Below are 12,121 nucleotides of genomic sequence, written 5' to 3'. Positions count from 1 at the left end.
TCTGACGAGAACTGGTAATTGGTAACTGGTAATTGGTTAACAATTCATTACCAATGACCAAGCCCAAAAACTACAGCAGCCTTAAACTGGCAACTTGGGTTACTTAATTCTTTTAATTAAAGCGATCGCAGGTAAAGTAATGTCTATATTCAAACGTCAATGGTTTGTGCTTATCAGTGCAGTATCGGCGGCTTTGTCGGTAGTGCTGTTTCCGTTGGAAGTTTTTAGCGCCTCACCTAACTCAGGAGGTGGTGGGGTGCAGCAAATGAATATTTTGCAGGCGATTGTTTTAGGTTTTGTGCAAGGAATGACTGAGTTCCTACCCATTAGTAGTACAGCACATCTGAAAGTTGTACCAGTCGCCCTTGGTTGGGGTGATCCGGGGGTAGCTTTCACGGCTATCATCCAGTTGGGGAGTATTGCGGCTGTGCTGTGGTACTTCTGGGGAGATTTGACAAGAATTATTAAGGGCGCGACAAGAGCGATCGCCTTGAAAGATTACGCTGATTATGATTTACGTTTATCTTTAGGAATTGTTTTAGGAACCATACCCATCGTCTTTTTTGGGTTGCTGATTAAAACATTTATCCCCGACTATGATAGTTCGCCTATTAGAAGTTTAGGAGCGATCGCCGTTGCCTCGATAGTGATGTCCTTGTTACTAGGGGTGGGGGAAAAATTAGGCAAACGTGAGCGAGATTTTGAACATCTGACAATGCAGGATGGGCTGTTGATGGGTTTAGCCCAAGCACTAACTTTAATTCCTGGTGTCTCCCGTTCCGGTTCCACCCTCACAAGCGGGTTATTTATGGGACTACAAAGGGAAACCGCCGCCAGATTTTCCTTTTTGCTAGGGATTCCTGCGATTACTTTGGCTGGGTTAGTCGAACTAAAAGATCTTTTAGCTGAAGGTATAGCCGATGGTGCAGCGCTTCCTCTAATTATGGGAGTGATTTCTGCGGCTATTTTTTCATATCTTGCGATCGCTGGCTTACTGAGTTTTCTTAAAACCCAAAGTACTTGGGTGTTTATTTGGTATCGGTTAGTGTTTGGTGTAGCGATTTTAGGGGCAATTAGCGCCGGAATTTTGCAAAATAGTTAGGGGATTGGGGACTGGGGACTAGGTAATTTATCTTTTACCCAATTCCTCATAAACTGTCACGCGTTTAACTTGCACGTCTTTTCGTTTTCGCTGACAACGGTCAACTGACAACTATCAACTGACAACAAAGCATACAAGTTAGTAGCGACTGTCTTGAAAGTCAAGCGATCGTTAACAAAAACCGGGACTCTGAACATTGACGCAACTGGGGAACGCTGCGCTAGATTCTGCGGTGGCTGGTACGGGCAAAAAGACTTGTGGCTCTTGGCTAAGATGGTAGCAGCCCGCACCAGCCACTCCGCTTCGCCGCAGAATCTTCCCCAGTTGCTGGATTTCCCGTGAAGATAAAAAAGAGCATCAAAAATTGACCCAAATGCGGCAATAGGATCATCAGGGAGAGTATTTCCAAGTATAAAAACGGTCAATTGTGATTAAGCGTTGGGAATGGGTTGTAAGTTGTCAGTAACACGCCAAGGTAAATTATCCCGAACCATTGCATTTAAAATGACTAACATTTTATGAACGCAAGCAGTGAGAGCTAATTTTTTCGATTTACCACGTTCGACAAGACGCTCATAAAAGGCCTTGATAACCGGATTATGACGCATAGCAACAACAGCACCCATATAAAGAGTGGCACGAACATGAGCGCGACCGCCATTAATCATGCGCTTACCTTTGTGTTGACCACTATCATGATTGATAGGTGCAACACCAACTAAGCGAGAAATTTGTTTGGCAGTGAGTTGACCGAGTTCTGGCAAATCAGAAACCAGAGTTGTCGAAATAACTTGGCCAATACCAGGAGTAGTTTTGAGTAAATTAACTTTTTCAATCCATTGTTGATTGTTTTGAGTTAATTGCTCAATTTCTTGATTGAGTTGTTTGAGACGTTCGTCAAGATATTCAATGTGTGCTTCAATATCTGCCAATGCTTTACCACGGGCGCGTGAGCGTCGATTTTTTTCAGCAGTTTGCATCTCAACTAATTGTCTTCGACGACTAATTAATTCTCCTAATTGACGAGATGCTTGTGACTCAATGTTTAACACTTGAGGTTTCATTGCTTCCCCAAAGTGTGCCAATATTTGTGCATCGATAGCATCTGTTTTGGCGAGTTTACCAGTGGCTTTGGCAAAATTTCGTCCTTGACGTGGATTGATTAATGCTACTGGTAGCATTGCTGCCTGTAGTTGAATGACCAGTTCTGTTTCTAATCCTCCGGTTGCTTCTAGTACGATGAGGTTCAAATCATAAAATTTTAATTGTTCAACTAAATTAAATATTTCTAGTTCTGTATTAGCAAACTTCAATGCTTTACCGATGGGACGGATATAAACATCGAGGGTCGCTTTGCTCACGTCAATGCCTACCCACACAGAGATGTTTTCCATTTTTGAATCTCAACTATTTTGTCAAGAAGTTTTTAATTCATCCCCTTGATTTCACTCATCCTTGCCCGATGCGGACTGTATACTTTAAATGTCAGTAGTTTAAAGCTTTGACCCCGGCGACTGTTCGAGTTCTGTCAAAGAGATTGTTGTGGTGACCCATGCTACAAAGCGGTCTTTAATGACCTAGGGTGCGACGGTCTACCACTTCTTTTAATATACAAGGGTGCGTCAGTATGAATAACTTTTGTAAGATTGTTTGCAAGCGGTTGTCTGTGTTCTGAATCTTACTGCCATTAGTCTATATTCATTAGTAGTGACTCTAATGAGATATTGGCTTTTGATTCATGGCTGCTATTCTTCCCGCCCGTATCACCAAAGTACTACCTGATTCTATAGCTGCTGAGATTGGCTTTGAAGCGGGGGATGCGCTTGTAGCTATTAATGGTGTACAGCCCCGCGATTTAATTGATTATAAATTTTTATGCTCTGATGAGTTCCTGGAATTGGAGGTTTTAGACGCTTCTGGCAAAACTCATCATATCGAAATTGAGAAAGACTACGACGAAGACCTGGGGTTAGAGTTTGAAACGGCTTTGTTTGATGGTCTAATTCAGTGCAATAATCGTTGTCCGTTTTGTTTTATTGACCAACAACCCCCAGGTAAGCGTTCTAGCCTGTATTTAAAAGATGATGATTATCGGTTAAGTTTTTTATACGGCTCTTATCTAACTCTCACCAATTTACCGGAAAGGGAGTGGCAACGGATTGAACAAATGCGTCTGTCTCCCTTATATGTATCCGTTCATGCGACGGAACCGGAAGTGAGAATTAGACTGCTGAAAAATACCCGTGCGGCGCAAATATTAGACCAGTTGCGGTGGTTTCAAACCAGAAGGCTGCAAATCCATGCTCAAGTAGTTGTGTGTCCTGGTATAAATGATGGCAAACATCTGGAACAAACACTACGGGATTTAGCGTCATTTCATGATAGGGATGTGCCTACCGTTGCCTCAGTGGCAGTTGTACCAGTCGGGTTAACAAGATTTCGTCCTGAAGAAGACGAACTTATACCTGTAACTAGAGAGAAAGCCCAAGAAGTGATTGCACAGGTGCGATCGCTAACTCAAGAATTTCGCCGACAATTTGGTTCTAATGTGGCTTGGTTAGCAGACGAATGGTTTTTGATTGCGGGTGAGGAATTACCTAGCGAAGCTGAGTACGAAGAATACCCCCAAATTGATAATGGTGTAGGTTCAATTAGGTTATTTCTCAAACAATTTGCTGAGACTGCGGCGGAATTATTACCAGCAAAAATCAACCATCCCAAAAAGTTAACTTGGGTTGTTGGTAATGCTGTAGAAAAAGCCTTTCAACCAATTCTCAAAAGCTTAAATGCGGTGGAAGGATTAGAAATAAATATGCGTGCTTTATCTAGTGATTACTGGGGACAAACTATTAGTGTTACCGGGTTAATTACTGGACACGATTTACTTTTACACTTAAAAGAACAGGATTTAGGTGGAGGCATTTTGCTACCTAATGTCATGCTCAAACATGGAGAATTAGTTTTTTTAGATGATATGAGTGTTGAAGAAGTAGCTCGGCAATTACAAACCAAAATCTTACCAATAGCAGGTGTTGAAGAACTGATAAAGACCTGTATTACTGATAGTGTTAGCGTTTAAATAGGCAATATCAGTTGTTTTCCTGATGTAAATCCTGGTTGATTTAATTCATAAATAATAAATAATAATTAATGAGCAGTGAGGAGAAATAGTGAAGAATCACAAAAAAGTCAATAAAGATAATCATAGATTACAAATTAAAAAAACTGGATTCTTCATTTTTACTCTGCAATTAGTTATTTTTAATTGTGTTGATATTTTGACAGCAAAGGCGGCAGAAAAACCCGTTTTGAGTGTAGTTAAAAGTCCAGACAATACACAGCATTGGGCTGGAATTACCAAACGCTTGCAAAATATTGGGGTGGAATATTGTGTAATTCCCCTAGCAAGTGTGAGTAATGCAGCAGATTGGGGCGATCGCCGCGTGTTATTTTTACCGAATATTGAAACCCTGACACCAACTCAAGCGATCGCCTTGGAACAGTGGAAAAGCCAAGGCGGTAACATCATTGCTAGCGGCCCCGTTGGTAGTCTCTCCGCCCCAGGAGTCCGTCAATTATTAAAAACCCTCTTAGGCGGCTATTGGGGATTTAGCCTCAAAGATAAACAAGAAATCAAACCCCCCAAAACCTTAAGTCATAGCTGGGTAAACAACGGGGGAATTTTTGGTAATGTGCATGGTGGTGTTTTGATACCCAATAGTGGTGCTAGTCAAACTGTGGCTGTGTGGAGTTCCAGAGAGAATCCCGCCGCCGTAGTCTCCACCGAACGCGCTACTTTTTTGGGCTGGCGCTGGGGAACAGATGCAGCATCTACAGCAGAATTAGATAGTTCTTGGTTAAAAGCTGCTGTGACTCGTTATGCGTCAGGAAATAACACCAAAAAAATCACCGGAGGTGCGTCCAATTGTTCCACATCGGTAGCAACTGTTTCAGAGGAACAGAAGAGAACTAATGATATCGCCCCCCGAACGATCACTCCGCCTAAACCAGTCTTACCAGTAACCAAACCACCCGCAACTGAAGAAGCGATTGATCAACTGGAACAACAGGTACATTGGGATGTTGCGCCTCATTCTAATGCACCAATAGGTAGTAGTGAAGCGATCGCTCTCCAACAAGAGTTAGAAAACCTCATTGGACGAGTAGAAAGCGCCCATTTAGCTGCAATGGTAAATGATGGAAATAGCAACACCTCTCTGTCTGTGAAAGCTGAAACCCCACGAATTACCAGCACCTCTTTAACTCCCATCGCTAACAAAGAGCAAGTTTTGGCACAAGCCAGAATAGTAGCTAAAAACATCCCGCAATTAATTGCCAATAAAAATTATGCTCTGGCGCGTCAACAATGGCTTGCAACCAGAACAAACTTGTGGAAGCAGTTTCCCACAGACCGCAGATTAGCGCCAGCCGAAATTCGCTCAGTATGGCTAGACAGAGGGACAATTGTCCGTGCAGGTAGCGAACAAGAATTAGCCAAAATTTTTGATCGTTTGGCGCAAGCAGGAATCAACACTATCTTTTTTGAAACAATCAACGCTGGCTACACCATTTATCCCAGTAAAGTTGCACCCCAGCAAAACCCATTAATTCGCGGTTGGGACCCCTTAGCTTCTGGGGTGAAATTAGCTCATGCGCGAGGGATGGAATTACACGCTTGGGTTTGGACATTCGCGGCTGGAAACCAGCGTCATAATGAATTACTGAACATTCCCACCAATTATCCAGGGCCAGTCTTAGCTGCTAACCCTGATTGGGCAAACTACGACCACCAAGGGCAAATGATTCCCCTTGGTCAAACTAAGCCCTTTTTTGATCCAGCCAATCCAGAATTACGCCAGTATTTGCTGAAACTGTATGAAGAGATTATTACTAAATATAAAGTCGATGGTCTACAGCTAGACTATATTCGCTACCCTTTCCAAGACCCAGCAGCCGGACGAAGTTACGGCTACGGTAAAGCAGCCAGAACCCAGTTTCAACAATTGACAGGTGTAGATCCGATGAAGATTTCCCCTAGTCAAACACAACTATGGCAGCAGTGGACAACATTCCGTACCCAGCAAGTTGATAGCTTCGTTGCTCAAGTTTCCCAAATGTTACGTCAGCAAGACCGCAACCTGATTTTGTCAGTTGCAGTCTTCCCCCTACCAGAATATGAACGCGTCCAAAAAATTCAACAGCATTGGGAAATTTGGGCAAGACAGGGAAATATAGATTTAATTATTCCCATGACTTATGCCCAAGATACGGTGCGCTTCCAAACTTTAGCAAAACCTTGGATTACTTCGACACAGTTAGGTTCTACTTTATTAATCCCTGGAATCAGATTACTTTCTCTACCAACATTAGGTGCATTTGACCAACTACAACTGGTAAGAGATTTACCAGTGAGTGGTTATGCACTATTCGCCGCCGAGAATTTAAATAACGAGTTGCACAAGCTGTTTAGTAATACTCAAGGAAAGCAACAATCGGCAATTAGTGAACCTTTACCTCATCGTGAACCATTCCAAAGTGCTGTGACCCGATATCTGAGTTTGAAACGTGAATGGCAATTAGTTCTACAGGATGAGAAGCAACAGATAACAAATAAAAGCACTTCCGATTTTCATAACCAGGCAGAATTACTGCAAAATGCTTTAAATCAACTAGCAACCGCACCCTCTGCTAGTAAGTTAGTCACAGCTAGAGCTAATTTAACTCGCTTTAAATCACTATTTCGAGTCTGGATGCGTCAACAACAGATAGAAAATAGCTATCAAGTCAAAGCCTGGGAAAATCGTCTGGCAATTATAGAAAGACTGTTACGTTATGGCGAACGCCAATTAGATTCACGTTCTAACCATAGAGCTAATACGGTTTCTCAGTAGTAAAAAAATATCCAAAATGTAAGGGTGTAAGGGTGTAAGGGTGTAGGGGTGTAGTGATTCCTATGTAGGGGAGCCACTGCGTTGGACGGGTTTCCCGGCTTGGAGCAAGTGGCGTTGGGCAATGCCCACCCTACAGATACTTCTCTTCATTTTGAATTTTGAATTTTGAATTTTGAATTGTTAATCGGTGTTCCCTAACCTCTAAAGCCAGGGATTAAACGCTTGAGAGCGCGACCAGCAACGCTGCTGTAAGACATTTCACCACAGAGGATTTTACCCATAATTTTGGGTGCAGTGGGACGCTTAACACCAACTTGATAACCAACGCTAGGAAAGCGATAGAATGCTCCGGCTAATTTTTGCGCCCAAGCCATTTCCGCACCCCAACTTTCATGGATGATTTCGGTGTATTGTTCCAAAGCGTTGATATCACCAGAAAGCGCTTTGTCAACGGCTCCGGCGGCCATAACACCACTATAAATTGAGGGACGAATCCCTTCGGCGGTCATGGGGTCAACTACACAAGCTGCTTCCCCTGCCAAAATAGCATTTTGAGTGTGTAATTTTTGATTACCATCCCACAAAGCAATTGGATGACCATACTGCTTACTGGTTTTGACATCTATATTAAATAATTGAGAGTATTCAACCAAAATTTTCTTAAAATCTTGGGGTTGACCACCAATGAAGGTTCCCACTCCAATAGAATAACCATCTTCTTTGGGGAAGTTCCAAATATAACCATTTTTCACTAAACCAAACTCGAAGTGAATTGTAGATTTATCTTCGACATTGGCGGGAACTTCTGCTTCTAATGCACCGGCTAAACGGCGTTTACGCTCTTTAAAGCCTAACCATTTTGCCATTGGCCCTTTAGCACCGTCAGCCGCAATTAAGTAGCGACTTGTAACAGGGCCGTTGACAGTGTCAACTTGCCAGCGATCGCTTTTAAACTCAATTCCTGTAACTTCTGTATTATCACGCAGTTCAGCCCCTTGTTTCTGGGCTTGCTGGACTAAGAAATGGTCAAAAACATCTCGACGTACCATCCACACTGGCTCTTTAGTCTCAATCTTCGCTTCTACAGGATCGCCTAAGTTCCAAGTAAAGCGAAACGAGTCTACTTTCAGAGAAATTGCTGGGCTAAAGTCAAAGTCAAACCATTCGGCAACTATTGGTGACACTCCCCCGCCACATGGTTTATATCTAGGTAAGGATTCTTTTTCTAAAACTAATACTGAGCGCCCTTTCTTGGCTAAATGATAGGCTGCTGCGCCACCCGCAGGCCCAGCACCAACAATGATGGTGTCGTACATAAATAATTCAAAATTCAAAATTCAAAATTTCTGAGACTGATCAACAGTCAACACTTACAGATAAAAAAGGCTGAAGAATCTCATGTTCCTCAGCCTGAAAACTGTTTAAACAGTGGAGATGTCTTTTTCTTTTTCTACCAACAATTCATCGATTCTGGCGGTGTATTTATTGGTTAGCTTTTGCAGTTTGTCTTGTTGGTCTTTGGCTTCATCTTCGGAAACCTCGGCGTTTTTCTCTAGCTTGCGAATTGAGTCTACGGCATCACGGCGGATGTTACGAATAGCAACACGCCCTTCTTCCGCGTACTTGGCTGCAATTTTGACTAGTTCTTTGCGGCGATCGCTTGTCAATGGTGGTATATTCAAGCGAATAACAGCACCATCGTTACTTGGTGTTAAACCAACATCGGAGAGAGAAATGGCTTTTTCGACAATATTTAAACTGCTCTTATCGTAAGGCTGAATCAGTATTGTCGTTGCGTCTGGCGTGCTAATATTTGCCAGAGATTTTAAGGGTGTAGGTGAACCGTAGTAGTCTACTAACACCTTATCTAACAAGCTGGCATTGGCGCGGCCAGTACGAATTGTATTAAATGCCCGTTGAGTCGCCTCAACAGTATGTTGCATTTTACTTTCAGCTTCAGCTAATTTCACAAGAACCTCCCACAAGGGTACCGATAGATTCTCCTAAAACGGCGCGGCGAATATTACCCCGCGTTGTTAGGTCAAATACAAGAATAGGGATATTATTTTCTTTACAAAGGGCGATCGCCGTACTGTCCATCACCCGCAAGTCCTGAGCGAGAACATGGGCGTAGGTGAGACTGTTATAACGTTTGGCGTTAGGATAGATTTCGGGGTCTGCATCATAAACCCCATCTACCTTGGTGGCTTTAAAAATTACTTCTGCGTCGATTTCTGCGGCTCTTAATGCTGCTGTTGTATCTGTTGTAAAAAAGGGATTACCGGAACCAGCGCCAAAAATAACCACCCGTCCCTTTTCTAGATGACGGATGGCTCGACGGCGAATATATGGTTCGGCTAATTCCTGCATAGCGATCGCAGTTTGTACCCGCGTTTGTACTCCTATGCGTTCCAGTGAATCTTGCAGAGTCATGGCATTCATTACCGTGGCAATCATCCCAATGTAGTCGGCGGTTGCCCTGTCCATCCCCGCCGACGCTGCCTTCACGCCACGAAAAATATTCCCACCGCCAACGACGATGGCAATTTGAACGCCAGTGGCTATCACCTCCGCTATTTCTTGAGCTATTTCCTTGACCACTTCTGGATCAATCCCATAGCCCATGTTGCCCATTAAGGCTTCACCGCTCAGTTTGAGTAAAACCCGTCGGTAATTCGTTCCCATGAAGTTCCGCTTTATCAAAAAAGTTGCAAGTGCCTCCAATTTAAGATAGCAGTACAATGACTATCTATGTCTATATACGCCAGATCAATGAAGTGCCTACTGGTTCCGTCTCAGGTACTAGGATTTCTTCGCCTTTAAACAGAGCAGCGATCGCATTTCGCAGGTAGTCTTCACCTACAGATGATGGCTCTTGAGGATGATTGTCAATCTGCCCTCTATATCGCAATATACCATGACTGTCGATCAAGAAGGCGATCGGTGTTTTAGTAGCGCCAAAGCTTCTGCTAACTTCTTGGGTCGAATCCCACAGGTAAGGAAAGTTTAACTCGTGATTTTGGGCAAAGGCTTTCATTTTCTCTAAGCTTGACCAACTTGGCTCGGTAATGTCACTAGCATTTATGCCAATTAAGATAAAGCCATCCGTCCCAAATTCCCCTTGAATGCCTTTTAACCGGTCTAGATATAAATTTACATAAGAGCAGTAATTCCCCAAAGAAACTACGCCAACTGCGCGAAAATTATCTAAATAACGACTGAGATGATGGACTTGATTATCAATCCCTGGTAATTCAAAATCTGGCGCGTAACCACCAACAGGAGTGTTACTTGTTTCTAGTATGGTCATTTTCTTTAGCCAGCCTGCACTAGGAACAAAAATCTAGGTGAAATTTAACCTTAGCGTTTAGGTTTAGCTCACCTATTAGTAGATGCTTTGTATCCAGTACATTTTATGGGCTAACTTCAAGCCCGTAAATTGTAAAATTACTGAATTTATGCGGATGCTTATTCCATTATCTTGTATTAACTTCATAATCTTGTGTAAAAATATTCAAATTGTGTTATTCATGAGCCATAAATAAAAATATGAAGATAGAACTAAGTTCATCTAAGAAAACTATTACATAATATCTATAAACTAATAAGCTTAAGTTAATAATATCTCAACCCACCTTGATTTTTATTAGTCAAGCCCGTACCTACATATAAATAAGAAAATCAATAATGCCCATGTTAAACCTCAGAGATTAGACTATTGCTACTGGCATCTGTGTGATAATTTTTATTAATCCCTTGATTGCGTCCATGCTCTGAGTTGAAAATAAGGTATAGGCAATAAAAAAGAAGAAATGGGAAATAAAAAATTTCACACTCTTGTTGTGGAATTTTTGTTTATTGATTTCTAACTTGACAAAAATCTCAGTGCTGTAGAAATTGCTGCTTTTGTTCTTTTGTACACAATACTAACAGGTAGCTGAGTTTCTTTCAGGGTTATGAGTTTTTCCATAAGGAGGGAGTATCCCCAGGATTTGTTCAGCAAAATAACTACACTCTAACTCTAGAGGTACAATCTTTTTCTTTAATATCTTCAGCTATTTTTAAATTCTCATGAATACTTCTACTTCTACAAAAACCTGGATTTGGCGAGGCTTCCCCATCTGCTATCAAACACAAGGAACTACTGGGCCATCTGTTGTACTCGTACATGGTTTTGGTGCTTCTTGGGGACACTGGCGAAAAAATATACCCGTACTAGCGGAAAATTGCCGTGTTTATGCAATCGATTTAATTGGTTTTGGTGGTTCAGCCAAACCTCAACCAGATACGGAAATGGCCTATACACTAGAAACTTGGGGAGAACAAGTAGCGGATTTTTGCCGTGAGATTGTCGGTGAACCAGCTTTTTTAGTGGGTAACTCTATTGGCTGTATTGTAGTGATGCAAGCAGCAGTCAGCAATCCAGAGATTAGTTTAAGTGTTGCCTTACTCAACTGTTCTCTACGATTACTGCACGATCGCAAACGGGAAACTCTACCTTGGTCACGTCGTTTTGGCGCGCCTGTGCTGCAACGCGTACTATCTATTAAAGCAATTGGTCAGTTTTTTTTCCGTCAAGTCGCGCAACCAAAAACAGTGAGAAAGATTCTGCTACAAGCCTACATTAATAGCGAAGCAGTGACAGAGGAACTGGTAGATATTTTGACAGTACCAGCCAGTGATCCTGGTGCTGCGGCTGTATTCCTTGCCTTTACTTCCTATTCTTCTGGCCCCTTACCAGAAGACCTTTTACCATTGCTACCCTGTCCAGCATTGATTGTGTGGGGGACAAATGATCCTTGGGAACCGATAGATTTAGGTCGAGAATTAGCCAACTATCCTCAAGTCCTCAAGTTTATTCCCTTGGAAGGTGTAGGGCATTGTCCTCAAGATGAAGCTCCTGAATTAGTTAATCCAATTTTACAAGATTGGATATGGGAACAAACTAGGCTTTTAGAATCCCAAGAAATTGAGCATAATTCCCAGACAATTGGGTAATTATTTTTAATATAAATAACGCGATGTGCAACTTATTTTTGAAACCTCTCTCCATAGCGCGGAGCGCTTCTCGTAGAGTACCTCTCCCCGTTGGCGTTAGCCTGCCGTTAGGCAAGCGGAGAGAGGCTTT

Annotated in this window: 9 protein-coding genes; 4 read left to right on the top strand and 5 right to left on the bottom strand. The window is 42.4% G+C overall.

Annotated features, from left to right (window positions below; genetic code table 11):
* Positions 1–139 precede the first annotated feature (139 nt).
* Complete coding sequence (locus ACN222_RS06025; RefSeq protein WP_010995386.1) at positions 140–1,102, top strand: undecaprenyl-diphosphate phosphatase; 963 nt, start codon at positions 140–142, stop codon at positions 1,100–1,102.
* 431 nt (positions 1,103–1,533) lie between these two features.
* Here the strand turns inward: ACN222_RS06025 and ACN222_RS06020 are convergent, their stop codons facing one another.
* A complete protein-coding gene (locus ACN222_RS06020) occupies positions 1,534–2,496 on the bottom strand; it encodes an IS110 family transposase (protein ID WP_010994426.1) in 963 nt (320 codons plus the stop codon).
* Between the two features lie 344 nt (positions 2,497–2,840).
* Here ACN222_RS06020 and ACN222_RS06015 point away from each other — a divergent pair, with 344 nt between their 5' ends.
* Together ACN222_RS06015 and ACN222_RS06010 are read left to right on the top strand one after the other, a co-directional pair.
* Positions 2,841–4,181: a TIGR03279 family radical SAM protein gene (locus ACN222_RS06015; protein ID WP_010995384.1), complete on the top strand. Its 1,341-nt coding sequence runs from the start codon at positions 2,841–2,843 to the stop codon at positions 4,179–4,181.
* A 91-nt stretch (positions 4,182–4,272) separates the two neighbouring features.
* Positions 4,273–6,993 carry a glycoside hydrolase family 10 protein gene (locus ACN222_RS06010; RefSeq protein ID WP_010995383.1) on the top strand — a complete coding sequence of 907 codons (2,721 nt, stop codon included), beginning with the start codon at positions 4,273–4,275 and terminating at the stop codon, positions 6,991–6,993.
* 194 nt (positions 6,994–7,187) lie between these two features.
* On the opposite strand, the gene ACN222_RS06005 is transcribed toward ACN222_RS06010, so the two are convergent.
* From ACN222_RS06005 to ACN222_RS05990, 4 genes are all read right to left on the bottom strand, one after another.
* The gene (locus ACN222_RS06005; RefSeq protein ID WP_010995382.1) at positions 7,188–8,309 is read right to left on the bottom strand and encodes a geranylgeranyl reductase family protein; all 1,122 of its coding nucleotides are present in this window, start codon (positions 8,307–8,309) and stop codon (positions 7,188–7,190) included.
* Positions 8,310–8,414: 105 nt separating this feature from the next.
* Complete coding sequence (gene frr, locus ACN222_RS06000; RefSeq protein WP_010995381.1) at positions 8,415–8,963, bottom strand: ribosome recycling factor; 549 nt, start codon at positions 8,961–8,963, stop codon at positions 8,415–8,417.
* Positions 8,950–9,678, bottom strand: coding sequence for a UMP kinase (gene pyrH / locus ACN222_RS05995; protein ID WP_010995380.1), 729 nt, complete (start codon positions 9,676–9,678; stop codon positions 8,950–8,952). Before pyrH ends, frr begins: the two co-directional genes overlap by 14 nt.
* A gap of 70 nt (positions 9,679–9,748) precedes the next feature.
* On the bottom strand, positions 9,749–10,303 hold the full coding sequence (locus tag ACN222_RS05990; protein WP_010995379.1) for a thioredoxin family protein: 555 nt from the start codon (positions 10,301–10,303) through the stop codon (positions 9,749–9,751).
* A gap of 761 nt (positions 10,304–11,064) precedes the next feature.
* Between ACN222_RS05990 and ACN222_RS05985 the strand changes: the two genes are divergently transcribed.
* A complete protein-coding gene (locus tag ACN222_RS05985) occupies positions 11,065–11,991 on the top strand; it encodes an alpha/beta fold hydrolase (RefSeq protein ID WP_010995378.1) in 927 nt (308 codons plus the stop codon).
* Positions 11,992–12,121: the final 130 nt, after the last annotated feature.

The sequence above is a fragment of the Anabaena sp. FACHB-595 genome (assembly GCF_048568275.1).
GTDB lineage: Bacteria > Cyanobacteriota > Cyanobacteriia > Cyanobacteriales > Nostocaceae > Trichormus.
Note: the sequence above shows the minus strand (reverse complement) of the source record. Positions and strands in the feature narration are given on the sequence as shown.

Excerpts from the sequence above, each read along its gene's own strand:
- ACN222_RS06025 (WP_010995386.1), top strand. The coding sequence starts at position 140 with ATGTCTATATTCAAACGTCAATGGTTTGTGCTTATCAGTGCAGTATCG.
- ACN222_RS06020 (WP_010994426.1), bottom strand. The coding sequence starts at position 2,496 with ATGGAAAACATCTCTGTGTGGGTAGGCATTGACGTGAGCAAAGCGACC.
- ACN222_RS06015 (WP_010995384.1), top strand. The coding sequence starts at position 2,841 with ATGGCTGCTATTCTTCCCGCCCGTATCACCAAAGTACTACCTGATTCT.
- ACN222_RS06005 (WP_010995382.1), bottom strand. The coding sequence starts at position 8,309 with ATGTACGACACCATCATTGTTGGTGCTGGGCCTGCGGGTGGCGCAGCA.
- pyrH (WP_010995380.1), bottom strand. The coding sequence starts at position 9,678 with ATGGGAACGAATTACCGACGGGTTTTACTCAAACTGAGCGGTGAAGCC.
- ACN222_RS05990 (WP_010995379.1), bottom strand. The coding sequence starts at position 10,303 with ATGACCATACTAGAAACAAGTAACACTCCTGTTGGTGGTTACGCGCCA.
- ACN222_RS05985 (WP_010995378.1), top strand. The coding sequence starts at position 11,065 with ATGAATACTTCTACTTCTACAAAAACCTGGATTTGGCGAGGCTTCCCC.